The following is a 20454-nucleotide window of genomic DNA, read 5'->3' as shown; positions in this document are numbered from 1 at the left end:
GGTACACGCTGTAAAACGTGCGCTTTTCGGGTTACAGTAAGCCAGCTCAAAAAGGACGACGCTATGACTCAACAATCATCCAGCCGCGAAGATGAAAAAACGGGCGGTATTCAGGTTATTGCGCGCGCGGCTAAAATTCTTAATGCTCTGGGCGAGCATCCCGGTGGCATGAGTCTGGGCGAAATCGCGCATGCGGTTGATCTGCCGCGTTCTACCGTACAGCGCATTGTGGCCGCGCTGGACAGCGCCGAACTGGTTCGAAGCAGTGGGGCGGGCGGATTGCGTCTCGGGCCAGCTTTACTGAAGCTGCTCGCCAGCGTGAACACGGATGTGGTCGATTTGGTCAAGCCACTGCTGGAAAAACTGTCGGCGGATACCAATGAAACGGTCTCCCTGTCCCGCGCCAGTGGTGCGCAGCTTGCCGTCATTCATTATGTTGTGGCGTCGCGCGAGCTGCGGGTAGTTCCCCGTATCGGACTGGAGCTGCCGCTCTACAGCACCTCGGGTGGCCGCGCCTTGCTGGCGCTGGAAAGCGATGAAGACGTCCGGACGCTGGTGGGGGATGCCTGGCGCGAACTCACGGACAAGACGGTTAAGACGCAGGCAGCACTGTTAGAGATGCTTCGGGAAGTGCGTGAAACCAGCATTTCCTACGACCGTGGTGAAACCCTTGAAGGCGTTTCAACCATGGCCTTTGCGCTCGATACGCTGTTTGGCCGCTTTGCGGTCTCCTTACTGGTGCCCACGGCGCGGTTTAAGAAGCATGAATCACGCTATCGTGAAGAAATGTTGCAGTGCAAACAGGCTCTGATTCGTGAAATTGGCAAAATTGCCGCTGTTGAAGGATGAGTGCTCAATGAAAACAGTATTAATGGCTATCGATAATTCACCGGTCGCGAAGAAAGTGGTGTCGTTAACGATCGAAGAAGCACAGGCGCATGATGCACAAGTGATTGTGCTGTGTTGTATCGATCCCGCCTATTCATCCTGTAGCCAGCCCATTGATATTGATGCCGGTGAAGATCCGGCAGATTTTGTGGCCGCGCAGGATGAGCAAAATACCGCTGAAATGGTGGTGCGTCATGCCCTGGCCCCCTTGCTCCAGGCCGGCATTAAGGCGCGAGGTATGATTCTGGCCGGCGAAGCGGCGGAGACAATCGTGGCCCAGTCCCAGCAGCTCAATGCCAGCATGATTATTATGGGGCGACGTCATTTATCGCCCTTTAACCGGTTATTAAAAGGATCTGTGAGTGCCGCTGTGGTTGAACGCGCGCATTGCCCGGTACTGATCGATGTGCGTAAGGATTAACAACGTAGTATGACTCTCCTGCTTTTTCTTACGCTAGCCGCCTTTGTGCTGCTGGCGATTATCATCGTTATGTTAGTCAGAACCACCCGGCTTAAAGCGTGGCAGGGCGTGGTTCTTTTTATCCTGCCGCTGTTGTTGTCGAATGTTTTATGGTTCAGCTGGATCCAGCCTCAGCAGCAGCAGGAGAAACGCTACGAGCGCGCGGCAGATTATATGGCACAGGCTACGGTGTATCGGGTGCTGCGCACTCAGGAACCCGCGCTGTGGCAAATACTGACGCGCGATCTGGCGCGCAAACTGCGTGAAGGCGAACCCATGTTGCAGGCAACGGGCGAACTGCGCGGGTTGTTGACGGATGTGATCAATCAGCGCCTTATGCGGGGTACTGACGCGGCCGTATTGAAATATATTGGCGTCTCGGTGGAAGAAATGCAGACGCTCAATAAAATTGACCCGGGCCTTTGTTTTCAGTTTCTTTATCCGCAGGTGAAGGGCGGTATCAATCTGGTTGAAACTCTGCCCGCCAGCCTGAACCAAAAAGATGCCGATGCCACCGAGTATTTGCTGCTTAACAGTCTGGGGGACGAACAACCGCTGGACCGCAAGCAGGCGCAGCACGATCTCAAAACCATCGTCGACCATCTCTACCTGAAGTGGGGCAATAAGCTGCAACAGCTGAATATGCCTGCCGATGCCGCCGTTGATCGGTCTTCCATGTGTGCCATGTCTGTCGATCTTTATAGTGCCATCCTCGCACTCCCGGACAAGCAAGCCGCCAATCTGCTTCGTAGAATGATTGCGCTTTCAGGCGAAGGTTAAAAAGAAAAAAGCCCGCCAGTGGCGGGCGAAATGCTGAGAGAGGCTTTTTTAGAGTAATTCCTGGTGTTGTTCGTGAGGCTTTTCACTGGAATCAGTGTCGCAGTTTATTGGCATAACCTGCCAGTTGTTTAACCGTATTGAATCAATTGGTAAAACTTCGTAAATACGCAGTTGTTCGCGTACTAATCCTATAGATGCGCATTTTGCAGCGCCTTACACTGCGTCAAAATGTGAGGAAATAAAATGAAAATGGCAATCATGGGTGCATTTGCACTTATTTTTCTGAGCGGTTGTACCGCCAGTAAACCCGGGGCGTTTGAACGTGTTGATGAAGATCCCAGTTCAAATACCGTACAATATCGTTTCGACCCGCTGAAAGTGAATCGTGATGCAATGGAAATTGATATCGCGAATTACTGCAGCAATAAAGGTTTTGATAAAGTAGAGTCACTCCCTGTTCAGGACAGCACAATACCAGGTTTAAAGAAAACCTGGTATCAGTGTAATTACGCAGTGAAAAGTTAATGAATAAATGAGGTGGGATTATATCCCACCTTCTTTTTATATTATGCTGTGTGAAATCTTTGCCCTTCAGTGAATATCATTTTGTTTTATGCCTCCTTTCTGCTGCGCTGGAACGTCTGCGGATAACGCCTCCTGTCCAGGAGAAATAAAGGCTACCGACTGAGGGAACAGCGCGGCGGTAACGATATCTGGCATACGGCACCTCCTCTTTTTCAATACTCAGGATAATACGCCGAAAAAGTGCAGCAAAAATGCAGCCTGTGTAGAGTTATTTCGATAAATATGTCGCGATATTTCAAAAAAGAACGCGAAAAAGAGGGTGAGCGCATATTCCAATCGGAATAGACCGAATAGGTATTAATATGCGTGAGACCTGTCTTAAAAACAAGGCTGACGTGCATGTGTGAAGATGGAAATTAGCGCTACAGTAATATCAGGACAATTAAAGGGAGACAAACATGACGCATAGGGTAAAAAACGTTCTGCCGCTTCAGGCAGAGCTGGCAGAATGTCCGCTCTGGGCTGTGCAGGAACAGGTGCTGTGGTGTGTGGATATTCTGGCACCGGCCATCCATCGTTTCGATCCGGCGAGTGGTGAGCTCTCCACATTTCCCCAGGCAGAAGAAGTCGGATGCATCGGCCTGCGGGAACAGGGCGGTATCATTGCCGCACTGCGTAGCGGCGTCTGGCTGCTGGACGAGCAGGGGAAACCGCAAAAAAAAGTGGCGGATAATCCCGGTATCGCCGGGAAAAGCCGCTTCAATGATGGCCGCGTGGATCCCTGGGGTAATTTCTGGTGCGGCAGTTTATGGGAGCCACAGGATAAAAACGGCGGCTTGCTTTGTCGCGTAACGCCTGATTTGACGCTTGAGGTGAAGGCACGCGACATCAAAATTTCCAATGGCGTTGCCTTTTCTCCTGACCGTCAGTGGATGTATCACAGCGATACGCCGAATGAAGTGCTCTATCGCTATCCGCTTGATGCTCAGGGCGAGCCGGGGCAGCGTGAAATCTTCCGGCGGTTTGATGCCCGTGGTGGCTTGCCCGATGGGGCGGCTGTCGACAGTGAGGGCTATTACTGGTCAGCCCTGTTTGACGGCGGACGCGTCGTGCGTATTGATCCGCACGACGGTGAAATCGTCGATGAGATTACACTGCCGGTGAAATGGCCCACCATGGTGACGTTTGGCGGCAGCGATCTCAAGACGCTGTTCATCACCAGCTCACGCGAAAACCTCAGCGAAGAGGATCTCGCCCGCTATCCGCAGTCGGGCGATATTTTTGCGGTGGATGTCGACGTGGCCGGTATGGAAGAGCCGCGTTTTCGCGGCTGATGATGAGGGCCAGGCTTATCTGGCCCTGTAACGTTACTGACGCTGCAACAGCGGTTCATGGGCTGGCTGGCTCTGCGGCAGGCGGATAGTCAGTGACAGCACCAGTGATATAACCAGCAGGGTCATAATGAGGCTGAAAGTGACCGTAAAGCCGCCAAACAGTGAAGCCACCAGCGAACCCATTACGCTGCCAATGCCAAAGCCGAGATAAATCAGGCCATAATTTTTGGTCAGATTATTCAAGCCGAAAAAGTCACTGACCAGCGAAGGGAAGACGGTAATGGTGCCGCCGAAGCTAAACGCAATGCAGGCCAGGGACAGGAAAAACGTGGTTTGATTCATCTGTGTAAACAGCATCAGGCTCATACCGATCAGTGAAACCAGTTGGGCCAGTGAGATCACGCGAATACGCACCATTTTATCGGACAGCACGCCCAGTACTAACCGACCACTCAGGTTTGCTACCGCGATGACCGTGACGGCGTTAGCGGCGGTCTGGGTGCTGAGGTGAACCAAACCTTCCCCGATGTCTTTTGCAACGCCAATCACATACAGCCCGCTCATACAGGCAGTCAGAAACATCAACGCCAGCATCCAGTACTGTGGCAGACGCACCGATTCGGCCAACGTATACTGACGCGTCGCTTCTGCCTGGGTAGCTGACGCAGATTGCAGCGGCGCATCGCGCATCATCAGTCCGCCAGCAATAATCATCGCCATTGCCAGCAGGCCCCAGAGCACAAAGGTCTGTTCAAGCCCAAATCGTGCCAACAGTGCCCCGCAAATGAATTTAAATCCCAGACTTCCCAGACCGTAAGCGCCAATGGCGCAGGCCGATATCATGCCTTTACGTTCAGGAAACCATTTCACACAGTTGGATAGCGTCATCAGATACCCTGCGCCATCGGCCAGACCTAACAACACGCCCGCGCTCAGGTACAGCATGATCAGATTATCTGCATGGGCGGTCAGCCCTAATCCCAGCGCCATCAATATACCTGCGCCGATAGTGACCTTACGGACGCCAAAACGCTCCTGCAGCTTGCCAGCCAGTGAAGAAGAGATGGCCAGCCCCAGGCTCAGTAAACCAAATGAAAATGCGATCTGGCTTACGGGCGCATCCAGTTTTTGCGCGAGCTGACCATTGAATAAGCTCCAGGTATAAACGGACCCCAGCGCTAACTGAGTTATCACCGTACCGATAAGTGTGAGCCAGCGTGTACGCTGGTGGGCAGTCTGTTGAGTCGCGTTCATTATGTTACTCCCAGGGGGAAACTGAATACTGGCGTCAGAATAACCAAAACCCCTACGCGCGAGGGCGGAAAGCGCATGAACGGAATGCAACGCGGAATGAAATGCTGTCAGGGCGGAATGAATGGCCGCGTGGGGTAAGTGTAACGAGGTGAGTCAAGTTAATGAAGGCAGGTAAACAGCAGTAAGGGAATATTACGGCCAACCTCTTTTCCCGGCAGGCTTAGCATTTTTTTGCCAGGCTTAAAGTCCATTCAACAGGAGGAAATATGAAAGACCGGACATATGAATCCATCACCAGTGAGGATGAAGTTTGCTGCATTATCGGTCAGGCAGTGATCGAACTGAGCGCAGAACAGCAGCCTGTCACGAAATCTACCCTGGCACTGAAATTATTGTCAATGGCGGACCGCGACAGTGACGACGAGCGGGTTCTGCTCTACTGGATTGCGCGCAAAGCGATCAATCAACCCCAGCATCTTGTCAATGCGCAGCAAAAACGGGCATGACGCCCAGACAGGAAAGGGCGCCATGCCCGCTACGGTTCCGTTTTGTTTACACAGGACACATCACCGTAAAATCATGGTAGCGCCAGGGACGGCGAAGACGCGTTCCGTCGCGCCCGGTGAGCACGACACCGTAAAACGTGACTTTCTCTGTGCCTCGCTGCTCTCGCTTTCTCTGCTAAGAGAGGTCATTACCGCCAGTGCGAAGCGGCACGATAGCGAGCCGCACATTTCCCACCTCCTCGCCTGCGATCACACTCAGACATACTCTGCACGCTGACAGAAACAGTTGACTATGGGACAAAGACACAAGTTTTCCTGTGCCCGGAGGCGTTATGCATTTCACATCCTTCAACTCAGCCTGCTTGCTGCTGGCGCTGACGTGTACGTCGTGCAGCCAGTCATCTTCTGGTCACATCCCTGCGGGTAAATGTGATGCGGAAGCGACCTACAATCTTCATTTGTCGCGCTTTGACGAAACGGCGCAACAGTTGGCGCACGGTACCGGGTGTTTTATCCAGACGGATTTGTCGCGCACTGGGGCTGTTCAGGTGAATCCTGTAGAGGGCACCATGACGCTTCGTGAAGCGCTCGGACAGGCTATAAAAGGCACGCCGTTGAAGATTGTGGCGCAAACGCCGGATGTCATTACTGTCGAAAAATAATCGCGAATTACGGAGGTCACACCATGCGCAGAGGCGCTGCTTTGCTTATTTTGTTGTTAACCGCATCAGTCTGCTATGCCGCGCCAGGGGGGAACGGTGGGGAAGGTGGAAATGGCGGAGCGGGCGGTAACGGCGGAAGTATGGACAATCAACCTGGCGGTGCTGGGTTGCCTGGCCACAATGGTCAGCGCGGCATGAATGGTTGTCCCGGCGGTACTGCGCCCTCTCAGGACGGCAGATTTTATCTGCCCGGCACACATGAGCAATGTAATCCGGCGCATCCAAAGTCGCATCCTAAACGGCATCACACCGTGTCGTCCGGGCAGATGGAACGAATCTGATGATCGGCTGGCCCCGCGCCTGTGTATCACCGGCTTGTGCGCAGGCAAGGCAGACATGCGCCGACAGGTCGGGCTGGTTCGTGACTACGCACTAAGCGATTAACTGGCGCGTTCAGCAATCGCAGGGATGGGGTTGTTGCGGGAGAAAAGACAAACATGCATCACGCACTATTGCCCGTGGGCGGCCTTTTTTATCGCGCTGTGTTAACCGCGAAGGCGCAGGCGGTGCTTGCCGCACCCGGCCCGCAAAGCGCGGGGCGTTATCATCGCCACGGGCAACCGGCCTTGTATATGAGTCCGCTGCCGGAATGGTCCATCATGGCGGTATCGGGCTATATGCGTGAGGATGGCCTTTCACGCGTCCTGATTCCACTACGCCTGTCAGGGGCCTGGCTGGTAGATCAGCGCGATAAGGCAAAATGTGAGCAACTGGGAATCCTGCCAGAAGCCGCTGACGGCAGTTGGCGAACGGCGCTGCAGCAGGGGCGAATCCCGGATTCATGGCACAACGCAGATAAAGGCAGAGTAACAGGCGCGGATGGGATTATTGACCGTTCGCGTCTTATTCCCGGCGGCTGGCATATCTGTCTTTTTCAGTGGAACACGCCTTCTGCACCACGCGTGGCGGTATGCGGCAAGCCCATCCCGATTACGCTTTCACCGGCTGGCTCCAAATGGGGATTATAGTGTGGGCAAATTAAGCCAAACCTGTCCCACGCTGCGGTCGCAAATAAACCGACGCTCGCTGCGGACTGGCTCTCATTTCACAGAGACCTGTTTATCCGCAGGCCAACTCAGAGAACCGTCGCCGATGTTTGCCGCGTCGGTTTCCTTCATTCCGTCACCGCCGCTGAGCGGTCAGTTAACCCCGTCGCGATGCCCGTTATCCTGCTGAGCAACATTATGCAGGACCATGGCGGCGGCTCCGAATGCGACCGTATCCGTGGCCGCGACGTCCGGCAGACAGATTTCAGGCTGCACGACAGGTGTGCCGTTTAACGTATCCAGAGTGGAAAAGTCGAGCCAGGCCGCAAGCCGTTCACGCACCATCTGCGGAAGTGTCCCACCCAGATAGATCGCCGCTGGCGCGAGGACCGCATTCAGCATAAAGCCCAGCCGGGCGATCTCCGGGCCAGTACGTGCGATCCATTCGTCGAGAACCGCTGTGTTTTCGCTAAGAAAATGGTGCCAGACAGCCTCAGCGCGGCCTTCAGGTATCTGGCCAAGGCGATGCTTACACCACGCCGCAAGGTCAGTAAAAGAGGGGCGGGGCCTGTCGAGTGGCAGCAGCAGCCCAATTTCGCCCGCATTGCCCAGATGACCGCGATAACGTTGTTTGCCCAGGATAAGGCCACTGCCGACGCCCTCTGACAGGTAGAGATAGATAAAATCGTCATGATTAGCCGCATTACCCAGCGTCATTTCGCCCATGGCGGCAGCATTGGCATCATTTTCGATTAACACCGGACAGCCCAGCGCCTGCTGAATGGCTTCGAACAGCCCGGGTTCATCCCAGGAAAGCACTTCGGGAGCCAGATGGAGCGGAGCCTGACCGCGCTGGAAGCGCGTCGGCATGGCAATGCCTGCGCCAATCAGTAAATGATCCGGTATGTGGTTTCTCTCAAGCAACGTTTTGTGGCCCTTCTGTATCTCTGAGCGGGCGCGGGCAAAGGTATCATAGTGGCCGGTCAGTTCAATTTCGTCGACCCGTTTCCCTTTGAAATCAAGCAGCATCAGCGTAACAGAGAAGCGGCTGGCATGAATCCCAACGGCATAGCCGATGGAGGAATTAAGCATCAGATCAATGTGGGGCGCGCCCCGGCCAGATGAACGACGGGCTCCTTCGATGATGATACCTCGCTTGATGAGATCGCGGGTCATCATGCTGACGGCCGCCGCTGTCACCCCGCAACAATCGGCGATCTCAGCACGTGATGCGGCGTCGTTGCGACGCAGATAACGTAGTACGGCCGACTGCGTCGTACCGATTCCTTCCCAATGTTTTGATGAAGTCAACGCACCTTCTCCCTGTCGTTTTCACATGGTCATGAACCTGTCATTTAAATAAATTAACTTACTTAAATAATAGGCACAACGGGAATAAACACCATGTCAAAAAAACTCACAGTCCTCGCCACCCTCGTGATGTCCGCGTTGTGTGTTGGCATGACTCACGCAGAAGAGATAACGATCAAACTCGCCACGCTCGCCGAGCGTAGCGCACCTAACCGCATTACCAACATTGAAGATGCAGCCGACATCATGAACAAGCAATTTAAGGCTGCGGGCGTCGACAAACATATTGTGATTCAGGCCAATAGCAGTGCTGTCAAAGGCTGGGACGACTTCGCCATGGATATGCTGAAGGCGATGTCTGTCGGACAAGGGCCGGATATCTATGTGCTGCCCCATGAATGGATTGGTCAGTTTGCGAAGGACGGCTATGCCTTGCAAATGAACGATAAGATCGCGGCGGCACCGTGGGTCTATGGCGACATCCTGCCCGTCCTGTGGGCGTCGGCAAAGGCAAACGATGGAAAGATCTATGGCATACCGCAGGATGCTGAAATAAGAATGTTTTTTTACAACAAAGATATGTTGAGAAAAATTGGCAAGGATGAAGCCTTTATCAACGCCATACCGGCCAGGGTGGAGTCCGGTGATTTTACACTGGACGATCTGACAGCCCTTGCCAAAGAGGTCGTGGACGGTAAAGCGGCTCAGTACGGCATGTTGCACCGGCCGAATGTCGGTATTGATTATCTGATGGTTTTTCAGTCTTACGGCGTGAAATTTATGGATGACAAGACCGGCAAGCTCATCTTCCCTAAAGCAGAAATGGCGGATGCGCTTGGCTGGTATGAGCGCAATGCGAAGCAGGGAGTGACGCCGGTCGATAACACGGCGATGAGCTGGGATGCCATTCAGAACGCGTTCAAGCAGGAGAAAGCCTTTATCTTTCACCAGGGCGTCTGGGCGGTTGCCTGGCAACTGGGCGACAAAAATGGCGCGGTCTGGCCGACAGACAAAGAAGGGTATTTTCATAAGATAGGCTGGATCCCGGCGCCTGCGGCCAAAAAGGGCGGTCAGCCCTCAAACCTGTCGCATCCGCTTCTCTATACGGTGAACGCCAAAAGCAAAAATGCTGACATTGCTGCCGAACTGGTGGCACTGGCGACGTTGCCTTATTTCAACAACGAACATGCTGTGACGTCCTATCACACGGCCATCAGCAACGCGCAAACGGCGATGCCGAAATACCGCGATAACTGGGTGCTGTCAGCCGCTTCGCCCATGATGGTACATGCGAAGTTCGTGCCCAATCATATCCAGTTTGGCAGCTATAACAAGGTGCTGTTCAGCGGTCTCCAGGCGGTTGAAACAGGAAAAATGACGGCAAAACAGGCCGTTGATTTTATCGCCGAAGAGCTCGAACTGCAGTTTGGCGACGATATAGAAATCCGGTCGTCTGTCGCCAAAAAATAGTGCTTAGCCTGTAAAGCGTCGCTTACTCTCCAGGGAGATGTGGTCATGTCTCAGTTTCAGCCTCGGGCGCACCGGCCGGCCCGACCTGTGTTCTATCTCGCACCTGCTATCGCGCTGTTGGCCGTCTTTTTCCTGGCGCCCATTATCGTCAATACCGTCATCGCCTTTACCGATATGGGTGCTGATCTGCGGGTCGGTCACTTCACGCTGCAAAACGTCGAGCGGATTGTCTTACGCGATGCGCGCATGCCTGCGGTGCTGCTGACGACATTGATTTATGTTACGGCGACGCTGTTTATTTTTAACGTCGGGCTGGGTGTCCTGTTGGCGATAACAACGACGGCCATTCCCGACAGGCTGGGCAATCTTTTTCGCGGTCTCTGGCTTTTGCCACGCATGTCACCGGCCGTCCTCTACAGTATTCTGTGGATTTGGGTTGCCGATCCTACGCCGTCTGGTTTGCTCAATCAGGTAACCGGATCCTTCGGTCTGCCGCTCATGAATCTGCGTAATGATTTCCCCTTGTTTCTCATCATTGTGGCAAATGGCCTGGTCGGGGCATCGTTTGCCATGGTCATTCTGACTTCATCCATTCGTTCCATCCCTGCACATCTTGCCAATGCGGCGCGAGTGGATGGGGCGAGCGAATGGGGCGTGCTGCGCTATGTAGTGGCCCCTGCACTGTCTCAGCCCATTCGGTTTATCACCATCTATCAGGGGCTCTCCTTGCTGACGACCTACGAGTACATTCTGCTCATCACCGGTGGCGGTCCCGTCTACGATTCGACGCCTTATGCGCTCTATATCTACCGTCGCGCCTTTGAAAATGGGGCTTACGCCTATGGCGCGGCGCTGGCGCTTGGCCTGATGGTGATCGGCGTAGGCGTGACCTTAATGCAATGGCGGGTCAGTAATATGCGCGCGACGTTTGCCGCGCCGAAAATCGAGGTATTGTGATGTCACTCGTCCCAAACCCGGCAGTGGCCAAATCGAAATGGGCGCGTCTTGAACGCAGAGGCACAATCAACCGTGTCGGCTTCCTTTCTGCGCTCATTCTCTTCCTGACGGTGATGTCAGTGCCGATTCTGCTGCCTTACCTCTGGCTTCTGGCCAAATCGCTGACCACGTCTGATGCGTCCGTCAGCCGGCTGGTTCTGTGGCGCACCAGCGCAATTGCGGGCGTCGCGTATATCGGAGCGATCGCGCTTGCTTTCCTGGCAGAGCGTTTACGCAGACCGGTATTGTCCTGGGCTGCGCTGGGGATCGTTGTGCTGCTGCTTGTGATGATTTTTCTGATGCCACACATGACGTTGCACAACTACCGTTTTCTCTGGATGCGCGACATCGCGAATACGGGCACCACGCGCGTGGACCTGATGCCATCGGCCTGGACGGCACTTGGAAGCTCGCTGATCTTTGGCGTTTCACAAACGCTGATTGTCACGATCGTCGCTACCCCAGCCGCCTACGCGTTATCGCGCTTTGCCTTTGCCGGGCGGCAAAATTTTCTGCGCGGCTTGCTGCTGTTACATGCTTTCCCCGCGCTGGCGCTCACCATCGCCATCTTTATCCAGCTTCACTATATGGGCCTGCTCAACCATCTTTTCGGTGTGGTGATGGTGATGAGTGCGCTGGAGCTGCCTTATGCGATCTTCGTCCTGAAGGGCTTTTTCGACGCAGTGCCCTGGGATATTGAAATGAGCGCGGTGACCGACGGTGCGACCCGTTTTCAGGCTTTTCGTATGGTGGTGTTGCCCCAGGTGCGTAGCGGACTGATTGCGATTGCCACCTTCACCTTTTTACGTGGTTGGGAGGAGTACGTTTTTGTTCAGACGTTACTTATCGACAAAAGCCAGATGACGATGAGCCTCTACCTGTTCTTTGTCGCACAGGATAATACGGGTGCGGATTACGGCATGATCGCCGCTGTGGGCATCATTTATTTACTCCCTGTGCTCGTTCTCTACACCTTTACGCAGAAATACATCACTCAAATGAATTTTGGCGGTATCAAGGGATAATTGTCATGGCCTCGATCACTCTTAACAATGTCAGCAAAAACTGGGGCGAGACTCAGGTCCTGAAACCGATGAATCTTACCATTGAGAACGGCGAATTCGTCGCCATTCTCGGCCCCTCAGGATGCGGTAAATCGACAACGCTGTTTCTGCTGGCAGGGCTCTATGCGCCGACCAGCGGTGAAATCGCGTTTGACGGGCACAACGTCAATCGCATCGATGCCCGCGATCGCAACGTCGGTATCGTCTTCCAGTCTTATGCGCTTTACCCGAACCTGACGGTACGCGAAAACATCGCTTTTCCGTTACGTTTTAAAAAAACAGGTAAGGAGCACATTGCCAGGCGCGTGGAGGAGGCGGCTGATCTGGTGCAAATAAGCGCACTGCTTGATCGACGCCCGTCGCAGCTTTCAGGGGGGCAGCAACAGCGCGTGGCGCTGGCGCGGGCACTGGTCAAGGAACCGAATATTCTGTTACTCGACGAACCGCTTTCTAACCTCGACGCGACGCTCCGTATCACCATGCGGACGGAACTCAAGAATCTCCAGAAACGTCTCGGCTTCACCACCTTGATCGTCACCCATGACCAGCTGGAAGCCATTACCATGGCCGATCGGATCATCTGTATGAATCATGGCGAGATAGTGCAGATTGGGACACCTGATGACCTGTACAGACGTCCGGCCGATCGCTTTGTTGCAGGGTTTATCGGCTCGCCGCCGATGAATCTTGTGGAAGGACAGGCAGTCGGCGGGTTTCTGCACCTGGGGCAAACGACACTCGAACTGAACCACGAATACGACGGCCCCGTTTGTTTTGGTCTGCGTCCGGAAGATATCAACCTTATTGCCGCTGACGAGGCTCCCTTGTGTGGGGAGATCATGACCGTTGAGCCGATGGGGCGTGAAGTTTTCTACACGATTGACACGCCGGCCGGCACGCTTCGCGCGCTGGAATATGGTGAAGCGGTGCGTCATGCGCCTGGTTCCCGGGTAGGAGTAGCGTGCCAACCCGAACTGACTCTGATCTTCAATGCTGTCGGTAAACGCATCGTCGATCTTCATGCCAACCTCGCCGTAACCGGCCACCCCAGCAGACAGGTTCACGCTGGCTAGCTTACAGGACAAGATTTCCATGACCCGAATCGTATCACACCGTGGCGCCAACCATTTTGCGCCAGAGAACACCTTCTTTGCCGCCGATCTGGCGCTTGAACAGGGGGCTGATTACATTGAACTGGATGTACGGGAGAGCGCCGATGGTGTGCTCTACGTTATCCATGACGAGACGCTGGATCGCACCACGAACGGGACGGGCCCTGTTGGGTATGCTCTGTCGCGCGATATTGATGCACTGGATGCGGGAAGCTGGTTCGATGAACGTTTTAAAGACGCCAGGGTGCCGCGACTTGATGCCTATCTCGAACATCTGCGCGGCCGCGCGGGCGTTTATATTGAGCTGAAATACTGCGATCCGGTAAAAGTGGCTGCACTGGTACGCGATCTCGGTATGGTCCGTGATACGTTTTTCTTTTCGTTTTCCGAAACGATGCGCGCTGGCCTTCAGGCCGTTGCGCCGGACTTTCGCAAAATGATGACCCTCAATATCGCGATGTCTCCCTCTCTCGTTGCCACCGTGCATCATGCATCGATCATTGAGGTAAACGTAGAGCAGATGCGTCATCCCGGTATTCTTGAAGCAAGCCGTAAGACCGGGCTTGAGATTATGGTTTATTACGGTGATGACGATATAGCGATTCATCAGGAAATTGCGGCGGCGGGCGTCGATTATATTAACCTCAATCGCCCGGATCTCTTTAGCCACACACGGCGATAGGTTTACAGAACGACTGAACGATAAGGCTCTGCGTCGCTACCCGTGTTTACGGGTATGACGGGTAAACAGAGAAGGGCAGCTGCGGTACTGCCCTTCGACATTATCTGGCAGGCCCCGGCCCTGGAGGGTGCCTGACAATGATGTTATATCGACGCGTTTTGATCGCGTAAATATGCCCTGCACCGTTCCCTTCCGTTTAATTGTAAACCTCTCGTTCCCAACGCAAACAGCATCGTGACACCAGCTGATTTCATCATCTTCGATAGCTGCAGGTGAGTGCACCGGCCGGATTTATTCTGGCTGACGTAAGTGATGGTATCGCATAACTCGCGGTCAGATGCGGTCACAGGTGACAAGCACGCAGATAACGATAATCTTTCCTCTCTCCGATGTCTGAAATACGTTTATACAGACAGGTGACATACATTGATTTCAGTTTTTTTTAAGCGAAAATAACCAGAATTGATTTACGTCAATAAAAGAAATTATGCTGACATGACGGTCTCGTCATATTCCCCCTTTTCACACTCGCTTCCTGAAAGTTATTTTTTTAACAATGAAAAATTAACGTTCTCATGTGACTGGTGGGATTTTGCACATGTCATGCTCTGAAATACATTGATCACTTAATGAACGCCTTTATTCCATAAGCTCTGAAGGGTTTTTTAAATAAAAATCATATAAATCATAAAGATGATAAAATATTGTTAAAGTATATTTCTGTAACCTTTAGTTACATATTTTTATTTCCTGTCATGCATGAAACGTTCATAAACTCCGTCTCCAGGTGCTTGCTGGACGTTTTTTTATTTCTGAAAAGTACCTGAAAAATACCGTGTCGACGTGCTGGTGAATGGAATGCGCCCGCTTTACATCCCGGGGTTTTGATTCCTGTCAGATGACGGGAACCGGGATAGTGCTAATAAAGGGTTTGCTTTTCTTTTAATTTCTCGCTGGCAGTGACCGCTTCTATAACTTCATAGAACAGGGACAGCTATGTCTAATTCTTCCTTTCAGTCCGAAATACCCAAAGCACGTATTAATCTGAAACTTGATCTGCATACCGGCGGCGCGAGCAAGAAAACCGAGCTCCCTCTGAAATTGCTGGTTGCGGGCGATTTCAGCCATGGGCAGGAGACAGCACCGTTATCTGAGCGAAAAAAAGTTAATCTGAACAAAAATAATTTCGACGCTGTGCTTTCCGAATATTCCCCGAAAGTCAGTCTTACCGTTAAAAACACGCTTGCTGGTGACGGTAGCGAAGAAAATATCCGTCTGACCTTTCAGAGCATGAAGGATTTCTCGCCGGAGCAGGTCTCCCGACAAATACCTCAGCTCAAAGCCATGCTTTCCATGCGCAATTTACTTCGTGATTTAAAGGCCAACCTGCTGGACAACCAGGCATTCCGAAAAGAGCTGGAAAAAATCCTGCTCGATCCGGCATTAAGCGCCGAACTCCGGTCTGAGTTGTCTGCGCTGACCAGGCCGGTGGTGCAGATGCGGCCAATCTGCTTAAACCGGCACTGGCCCGTGGCGAGCTGCGCACCATCGCGGCGACCACCTGGAGCGAATACAAGCAGTACTTCGAGCGCGATGCCGCGCTGGAGCGTCGCTTCCAGATGGTGAAGGTCGACGAGCCGGACGATGATACCGCCTGCCTGATGCTGCGTGGCCTGAAATCCCGTTACGCCGAGCACCATAACGTGCACATTACCGACGACGCGGTCAAAGCGGCGGTCACCCTGTCTCGTCGCTATCTGACCGGCCGCCAGCTGCCTGACAAGGCTGTTGACCTGCTGGACACCGCCGCGGCACGCGTGCGCATGAGCCTCGACACGGTGCCTGAACAAATTGTGCGTCTGAAAGCACAGCTGACCGCACTGGAACTGGAAGAGCAGGCTCTGCAGGAAGACATTGCCGCCGGCAGCAACCGTCATGGTGACCGCCTGGGCGTGATTGAGCAGCAGAGGACTGAACTGGAAGCGCGTATCGGGGAGCAGGAGGTACGTTTCAGTAACGAAAAGGCGCTGGCACAAGAGCTGATGGCCAGTCGCCGTGACATCAGTCAGCAGGCTGCAATTACTGACTTGCAACAGCAACTGGCGCAGGCGCAGCAAGGTGATGTGCTGGTTCAGGTGGATGTGGACACCGCCGCAGTTCAGCCAGACAAACGCCAGCGTGACGCCACCCAAAACACGCAATATCCCTTCACGTTAAGGATAACCGGAATGAAAATCTGTTTTCCTGCCCGAAAAGCGAATGGCGAGCAGTACACCACCCTGGATGACATGATGCAGCCGCTCTGTCAGGAGCCACACGGCTCCTGGCTGGCCGGAACGAATAACATGTGGCACGGCGGGATCCACATCACCCGTAAGAGTGCCCCGGGTTCTGTGCTGACAAAGGAGACGGCAGACACGGCGGTACCGCTTCAGTTTATGGCGGGCGGCGAAGTGGTGGCCTGGCGCATTAACCAGGACTATCTGACCGGTAAATACATCAATAACCCGCTGCAGTATTCCAGTACGTTTGTGCTGGTCAAATCGACCTGTACCCCCGATCCCGAAAAAAAGGACAACAGCCTCGATTTTTACTCGCTGTATATCGGGCTTGCTCCGCTGTCTGCCTTTCCGGAGCACAAGCTGTATCAGGTTACTGACAAGGGGGACGGGCTGAGTCAGCGCGAATACACCGGCAAAGAAAAAGACGGAGATAAGGCGCCGGTTGCGAAGGATAAGCTGAAAACGGGCGACAGCGTCATTGTGCTGCGTGAGCTCACCTTCGACCTGAAGGGACAGACACAGACGTTCGGGCTTGCCCGGATGCTCAACAGCAAATCCGAAATGACCGGCGGGGCGTTCTGGGTGTCGCTTGACCCGCAATATATGACACCTGCCGGTAAACAGCGGGCACACCTGCCGGCCTGGATGCAGCAGGCTGTAGCGCAGGGCACATTTGATACCGTCGTTAAACCCGCAACCAAAACAGAAGTTGCAGCTGGCGGTGCGGTGGGCTACCTCGCGGAAGATATTGCGCCCTGCGACTTACACGGTGTGGAGAAAAGTGCGTTCGCACACATTGAAGTGCTCAGCACCGACAGCCGGATGGTCGATTTTCTGAGCAATAAGGCACAGGTTAAGAGTGGCCCGAAATACATTTATATCCACCCGGAAAGCTTCATTTACAGCCGTTCCGGCGATACCTTCACCCGGACCAAAGGACAGGTAAAGAAAGATATTCACAAAATTATGCCGCAGGACAAATGCCATCCGTTCATAGACAGCAACGGCAGGCGCTGGTTTGATACCGGAGACGGGGCCTGGGTAAGCGAAGACGATGTCGATGCGGATATCGGCCAGTACGACCTGGATAAACTTGGCTTTAAAGCATTTGAAGAACCGTCCACATCCGATATGACGAAATCCCTGCGAGAGGGGTGGATCAAAGACGGGTTCACCAGAATTGGGGAGTGGGTACGCCCTGAACGCGGTATCCGGGAAAAACAGGTCTCTGACTACTACAAAGCCCTGCTGAGAAAAATGGACAGCGATAACAGTGGTGACCTTTTCGGCGAAGAATTGCGTCACGCGGTTAATTACGCAGAGCTGGATGTCAGGGATATTGCGGCGCGAATGGTAGTCAGACACGACAGTGAATGGTTTGGCGGCAGCAGCCATCATCGGTGGAGAACGTTTTTAAAGCAGCTGGATCCGCTGTGTATCAGCTATGTCAGAAAGTGGTTTGACGACATGGAATGGATGAGTCAGGTGGACGAATTCAGCAGCGGTAAGCTTGTCTGGCATATGCATCCAGTTGTGTTTTTAAATGCGTTACACAAAAGTGAAGGTGACCGCTGCAAGGTACTATTTTCGAAAGTTTCAGGTGTAATTCTTCGCCATGAAGGGGGATATGTTAATGACCCTGACGATAAAGGGGGCGAGACTAATATGGGGATAACAATTGACACATGGAAAGCATTTGCTCCTGGCGATCTAAATATCCCGGCAACATCAAAAACCCTTAAAGAAATGACGAAAGAGCAAGCAGAAACAATTTATTACAATCATTACTGGAAACCAAAAGGCTTCTGTAAACTAGAAAATACAAAAATTGCCTTTATGTTTTATGATTGGACTATTACATCAGGCCGGGCAATAAAGCAAATTAGAAAGCTTTTGCATGGAGAGTATAATGCGAAACTTAGCATAAATAATCATATGGATGATGATATGATTAATTGTGTTAATGATATTGATAATCAAGAACAACTCCTTAATAGAATTGCTGATGTAAGAAAAGACTACTACCGCTCTTTGACGGTCACTGATGGAAAACCAAATGCACAGGTGAAGTTCTTGAAAGGTTGGATTAATCGCGTAGATGATTGCTTAAAGGTGAGTGTATGAAAAAGATATTGCTGGCTTTACTCTTTGCTTCATCAAGTTCAATGGCCTGTATGACAGGTCATTGGGAAGAAAAGGGTAAATCAAATTCATTTACTATAGATCTTGTTCAGACAGGTAGCCATGTGACAGGTAAGTATTGTTTTATCACAAACAATGGTAATCGAATAGATTGTGCTGAAAAAGATGATGATGATAACGTCCATGGCGATGTTAAAGATGGGGTTGCAGATATTAAATTTGAAAGCACTTTCGATGGTGAAGGAACAGCAAGCGCGGAAATTAAGGGCAATAAATTGATTTATACAATAAAAGATAAATCTCCTTTCATTCAAGCTAACATGTCCGTCCCTGAAGTAATTGAGTTTAATAAAAAGTAAAGATATTTCGTTGTTGTTTCCAAATGTTTCCCTAGCTATATGTGGAAGATGATTTATCTATTCCACTATTGATTAAAGAATGAAAAAGGAACGCAAAAGTATATGCAAGGAATTATTCGTCTCGGTGACAAAACCACACACGGTGTAGAAGTATTTCCCCGCTAAATGACCATATTATTTGGTGATGTCGGTATGGCCCGTAATCATGCTAATAGATATAAGTATGCATACATTGTTAATGGGAAGAATCTCGATAAGCCATCACACATAGTCGCTAAACATCATTGCGATAAAGACAGTTCATTTGTTTGCCAGTAATTATTTTGAGAGAGGAAATGGAATTAACAAAATTAGCGGTGGTAGTTGGAGTATTTGGTTTATTTCCAATGGGTACTTTTGCCGCAGCATTTAAATGTGATATAAAAGGATTAAATGTAACTGAGCGGACGATATGCAATAATCCATCACTAAGCGGGATTGATGATATTGCCAACAAAAAATACATATCAAAAATTAATGATAGTTTGAGCATTGGTACCCTAAAAAGGCAACAGATCGAATGGTTAGAACAAAGAAATAAATGTGGTGAGAATACTTCATGCATAGAAAACTCATATAACAACAGATATAGAGAGTTGACTTATATGCCTTCTTTTAGTTCAGTGTCTGAAGTTTTTAGCAAGTTGGATAAACCCTTGAAATATGGGTTGGTGAATAAATATGGATTTACTATTAGTGACAAACAATGGAGAATAAGGCCATTAGTCATAGGATATGATCTTAACCGAGAATTCGGGATGCCATCATTGGCTGAAGATGTATTTTATTGGAAGATATTAACTCATTTTATTGTCAAGCATGATCTGGTTTTATTGTACACTGTCAAGACAGATGATAGTATTTTTCTTATGAAGAACATTGACGGTAAGAATACAGTATTAGCAAAATATTCAAGAGAGGGGGCAGATGTAGATGTATATTTGAAGGGGCGTAGTGATTCGCTTACCACATATGCAGTTAGGTCTGGTGACTCTGAAGATATATATGAAATTAATACTATTGATGGTCAGATCACAGTACCGTACTTTATCAAGCATGAAATGAACGAGCAATCTGATGCGCATGTGTGGAAAGGATATTGCGGTGATAGCTTGTGTGTTAGTAAAATCATTTCACCCGATAATAAATGGCGTATTGCCTCTCCTGATTTAGGACAAACAAACGTCGATGAGGGTGTGTATTATTTTCCAGCGAATAGACCCGATCTGGGTATCAATGTTTTTCTGCCTCAAGTTGAAGAGAAACGAGATGATTGGGGGTATGAAAGAAATTATACGTGGGGGAGTGGTGATGATTTTTACTTTGATAATCAAGGTGGTTTGGCTTGCATCTGGAAAGCTAGTTTAAAAAACAAAACCACTCAAAGAATTTTGCCAGTTGAAGGTATGATTGAACCTTATTATCTTAGTTACAATGGCGAGTCATATATCATTGCCAAATACATCGACTACTCTGGTAATAGAGAGCATGAAATCAAATATGGTTTCTATATAGCCAAGGAATAATATGTATAGAGTTGCT

18 protein-coding genes and 1 pseudogene are annotated in these 20454 nt (G+C 51.4%); 17 read left to right on the top strand and 2 right to left on the bottom strand.

What is annotated here, in order from left to right; all coding sequences use genetic code 11:
- The first annotated feature begins 63 nt into the window (after nt 1–63).
- From G5574_RS07180 to G5574_RS07160, 5 genes are all read left to right on the top strand, one after another.
- Nucleotides 64–849 (top strand): IclR family transcriptional regulator, encoded by a 786-nt coding sequence (locus G5574_RS07180; protein ID WP_033740772.1) that lies wholly within the window; start codon nt 64–66, stop codon nt 847–849.
- A gap of 7 nt (nt 850–856) precedes the next feature.
- A complete protein-coding gene (locus G5574_RS07175) occupies nt 857–1309 on the top strand; it encodes a universal stress protein (RefSeq protein ID WP_006120358.1) in 453 nt (150 codons plus the stop codon).
- A 9-nt stretch (nt 1310–1318) separates the two neighbouring features.
- Nucleotides 1319–2128 carry a hypothetical protein gene (locus G5574_RS07170; RefSeq protein ID WP_033740770.1) on the top strand — a complete coding sequence of 270 codons (810 nt, stop codon included), beginning with the start codon at nt 1319–1321 and terminating at the stop codon, nt 2126–2128.
- A 243-nt stretch (nt 2129–2371) separates the two neighbouring features.
- Complete coding sequence (locus tag G5574_RS07165; RefSeq protein WP_006120355.1) at nt 2372–2653, top strand: hypothetical protein; 282 nt, start codon at nt 2372–2374, stop codon at nt 2651–2653.
- A gap of 458 nt (nt 2654–3111) precedes the next feature.
- On the top strand, nt 3112–3987 hold the full coding sequence (locus tag G5574_RS07160) for an SMP-30/gluconolactonase/LRE family protein (protein WP_110268161.1): 876 nt from the start codon (nt 3112–3114) through the stop codon (nt 3985–3987).
- Between the two features lie 33 nt (nt 3988–4020).
- Here the strand turns inward: G5574_RS07160 and G5574_RS07155 are convergent, their stop codons facing one another.
- A complete protein-coding gene (locus G5574_RS07155; RefSeq protein ID WP_006120351.1) occupies nt 4021–5241 on the bottom strand; it encodes an L-lactate MFS transporter in 1221 nt (406 codons plus the stop codon).
- A gap of 266 nt (nt 5242–5507) precedes the next feature.
- Here G5574_RS07155 and G5574_RS07150 point away from each other — a divergent pair, with 266 nt between their 5' ends.
- The 3 genes from G5574_RS07150 (at nt 5508) to G5574_RS07140 (ending at nt 7437) form a co-directional block, all read left to right on the top strand.
- Nucleotides 5508–5747 (top strand): hypothetical protein, encoded by a 240-nt coding sequence (locus tag G5574_RS07150; RefSeq protein ID WP_006120349.1) that lies wholly within the window; start codon nt 5508–5510, stop codon nt 5745–5747.
- Between the two features lie 332 nt (nt 5748–6079).
- Nucleotides 6080–6409, top strand: coding sequence for an STN domain-containing protein (locus G5574_RS07145; protein ID WP_033740761.1), 330 nt, complete (start codon nt 6080–6082; stop codon nt 6407–6409).
- A gap of 497 nt (nt 6410–6906) precedes the next feature.
- Nucleotides 6907–7437 carry an RES family NAD+ phosphorylase gene (locus G5574_RS07140; protein ID WP_110268163.1) on the top strand — a complete coding sequence of 177 codons (531 nt, stop codon included), beginning with the start codon at nt 6907–6909 and terminating at the stop codon, nt 7435–7437.
- Between the two features lie 171 nt (nt 7438–7608).
- Here G5574_RS07140 and G5574_RS07135 read toward each other — a convergent pair whose 3' ends face one another.
- Complete coding sequence (locus tag G5574_RS07135) at nt 7609–8766, bottom strand: ROK family transcriptional regulator (RefSeq protein WP_054687356.1); 1158 nt, start codon at nt 8764–8766, stop codon at nt 7609–7611.
- A gap of 93 nt (nt 8767–8859) precedes the next feature.
- Here G5574_RS07135 and G5574_RS07130 point away from each other — a divergent pair, with 93 nt between their 5' ends.
- From G5574_RS07130 to G5574_RS23655, 9 genes and pseudogenes are all read left to right on the top strand, one after another.
- Nucleotides 8860–10236 carry an ABC transporter substrate-binding protein gene (locus G5574_RS07130; protein ID WP_058701253.1) on the top strand — a complete coding sequence of 459 codons (1377 nt, stop codon included), beginning with the start codon at nt 8860–8862 and terminating at the stop codon, nt 10234–10236.
- A 45-nt stretch (nt 10237–10281) separates the two neighbouring features.
- Complete coding sequence (locus tag G5574_RS07125; protein ID WP_033740753.1) at nt 10282–11193, top strand: carbohydrate ABC transporter permease; 912 nt, start codon at nt 10282–10284, stop codon at nt 11191–11193.
- Nucleotides 11193–12257 (top strand): carbohydrate ABC transporter permease, encoded by a 1065-nt coding sequence (locus G5574_RS07120; protein ID WP_164482375.1) that lies wholly within the window; start codon nt 11193–11195, stop codon nt 12255–12257. Before G5574_RS07125 ends, G5574_RS07120 begins: the two co-directional genes overlap by 1 nt.
- A 5-nt stretch (nt 12258–12262) precedes the next feature.
- Nucleotides 12263–13369: an ABC transporter ATP-binding protein gene (locus G5574_RS07115; protein WP_164482374.1), complete on the top strand. Its 1107-nt coding sequence runs from the start codon at nt 12263–12265 to the stop codon at nt 13367–13369.
- A gap of 19 nt (nt 13370–13388) precedes the next feature.
- Complete coding sequence (gene ugpQ / locus G5574_RS07110) at nt 13389–14090, top strand: glycerophosphodiester phosphodiesterase (protein ID WP_164482373.1); 702 nt, start codon at nt 13389–13391, stop codon at nt 14088–14090.
- 996 nt (nt 14091–15086) lie between these two features.
- Nucleotides 15087–15569: pseudogene (gene tssB, locus G5574_RS07105) on the top strand (type VI secretion system contractile sheath small subunit); the annotation flags it as partial.
- 182 nt (nt 15570–15751) lie between these two features.
- Nucleotides 15752–18496, top strand: a complete 2745-nt coding sequence (locus G5574_RS23930) for a glycoside hydrolase family 108 protein (RefSeq protein ID WP_164482372.1) — start codon at nt 15752–15754, stop codon at nt 18494–18496.
- Nucleotides 18493–18873 carry a hypothetical protein gene (locus G5574_RS07095; RefSeq protein ID WP_164482371.1) on the top strand — a complete coding sequence of 127 codons (381 nt, stop codon included), beginning with the start codon at nt 18493–18495 and terminating at the stop codon, nt 18871–18873. The genes G5574_RS23930 and G5574_RS07095 overlap by 4 nt, the downstream gene beginning before the upstream one ends.
- A gap of 335 nt (nt 18874–19208) precedes the next feature.
- A complete protein-coding gene (locus tag G5574_RS23655) occupies nt 19209–20438 on the top strand; it encodes a lysozyme inhibitor LprI family protein (protein ID WP_244964679.1) in 1230 nt (409 codons plus the stop codon).
- Nucleotides 20439–20454 lie beyond the last annotated feature (16 nt).

Source organism: Pantoea stewartii (assembly GCF_011044475.1).
Lineage (GTDB): Bacteria > Pseudomonadota > Gammaproteobacteria > Enterobacterales > Enterobacteriaceae > Pantoea > Pantoea stewartii.
Note: the sequence above shows the minus strand (reverse complement) of the source record. Positions and strands in the feature narration are given on the sequence as shown.

Bases quoted from the DNA above. Each gene is read 5' to 3' on its own strand.
- ugpQ (WP_164482373.1), top strand. From the start codon at position 13,389: ATGACCCGAATCGTATCACACCGTGGCGCCAACCATTTTGCGCCAGAG.
- G5574_RS07155 (WP_006120351.1), bottom strand. From the start codon at position 5,241: ATGAACGCGACTCAACAGACTGCCCACCAGCGTACACGCTGGCTCACA.
- G5574_RS07120 (WP_164482375.1), top strand. From the start codon at position 11,193: ATGTCACTCGTCCCAAACCCGGCAGTGGCCAAATCGAAATGGGCGCGT.
- G5574_RS07140 (WP_110268163.1), top strand. From the start codon at position 6,907: ATGCATCACGCACTATTGCCCGTGGGCGGCCTTTTTTATCGCGCTGTG.
- G5574_RS07095 (WP_164482371.1), top strand. From the start codon at position 18,493: ATGAAAAAGATATTGCTGGCTTTACTCTTTGCTTCATCAAGTTCAATG.
- G5574_RS07160 (WP_110268161.1), top strand. From the start codon at position 3,112: ATGACGCATAGGGTAAAAAACGTTCTGCCGCTTCAGGCAGAGCTGGCA.
- G5574_RS23930 (WP_164482372.1), top strand. From the start codon at position 15,752: ATGCTGCGTGGCCTGAAATCCCGTTACGCCGAGCACCATAACGTGCAC.
- G5574_RS07130 (WP_058701253.1), top strand. From the start codon at position 8,860: ATGTCAAAAAAACTCACAGTCCTCGCCACCCTCGTGATGTCCGCGTTG.
- G5574_RS07165 (WP_006120355.1), top strand. From the start codon at position 2,372: ATGAAAATGGCAATCATGGGTGCATTTGCACTTATTTTTCTGAGCGGT.
- G5574_RS07175 (WP_006120358.1), top strand. From the start codon at position 857: ATGAAAACAGTATTAATGGCTATCGATAATTCACCGGTCGCGAAGAAA.
- G5574_RS07180 (WP_033740772.1), top strand. From the start codon at position 64: ATGACTCAACAATCATCCAGCCGCGAAGATGAAAAAACGGGCGGTATT.
- G5574_RS07170 (WP_033740770.1), top strand. From the start codon at position 1,319: ATGACTCTCCTGCTTTTTCTTACGCTAGCCGCCTTTGTGCTGCTGGCG.
- G5574_RS07145 (WP_033740761.1), top strand. From the start codon at position 6,080: ATGCATTTCACATCCTTCAACTCAGCCTGCTTGCTGCTGGCGCTGACG.
- G5574_RS23655 (WP_244964679.1), top strand. From the start codon at position 19,209: ATGGAATTAACAAAATTAGCGGTGGTAGTTGGAGTATTTGGTTTATTT.
- G5574_RS07150 (WP_006120349.1), top strand. From the start codon at position 5,508: ATGAAAGACCGGACATATGAATCCATCACCAGTGAGGATGAAGTTTGC.
- G5574_RS07125 (WP_033740753.1), top strand. From the start codon at position 10,282: ATGTCTCAGTTTCAGCCTCGGGCGCACCGGCCGGCCCGACCTGTGTTC.
- G5574_RS07115 (WP_164482374.1), top strand. From the start codon at position 12,263: ATGGCCTCGATCACTCTTAACAATGTCAGCAAAAACTGGGGCGAGACT.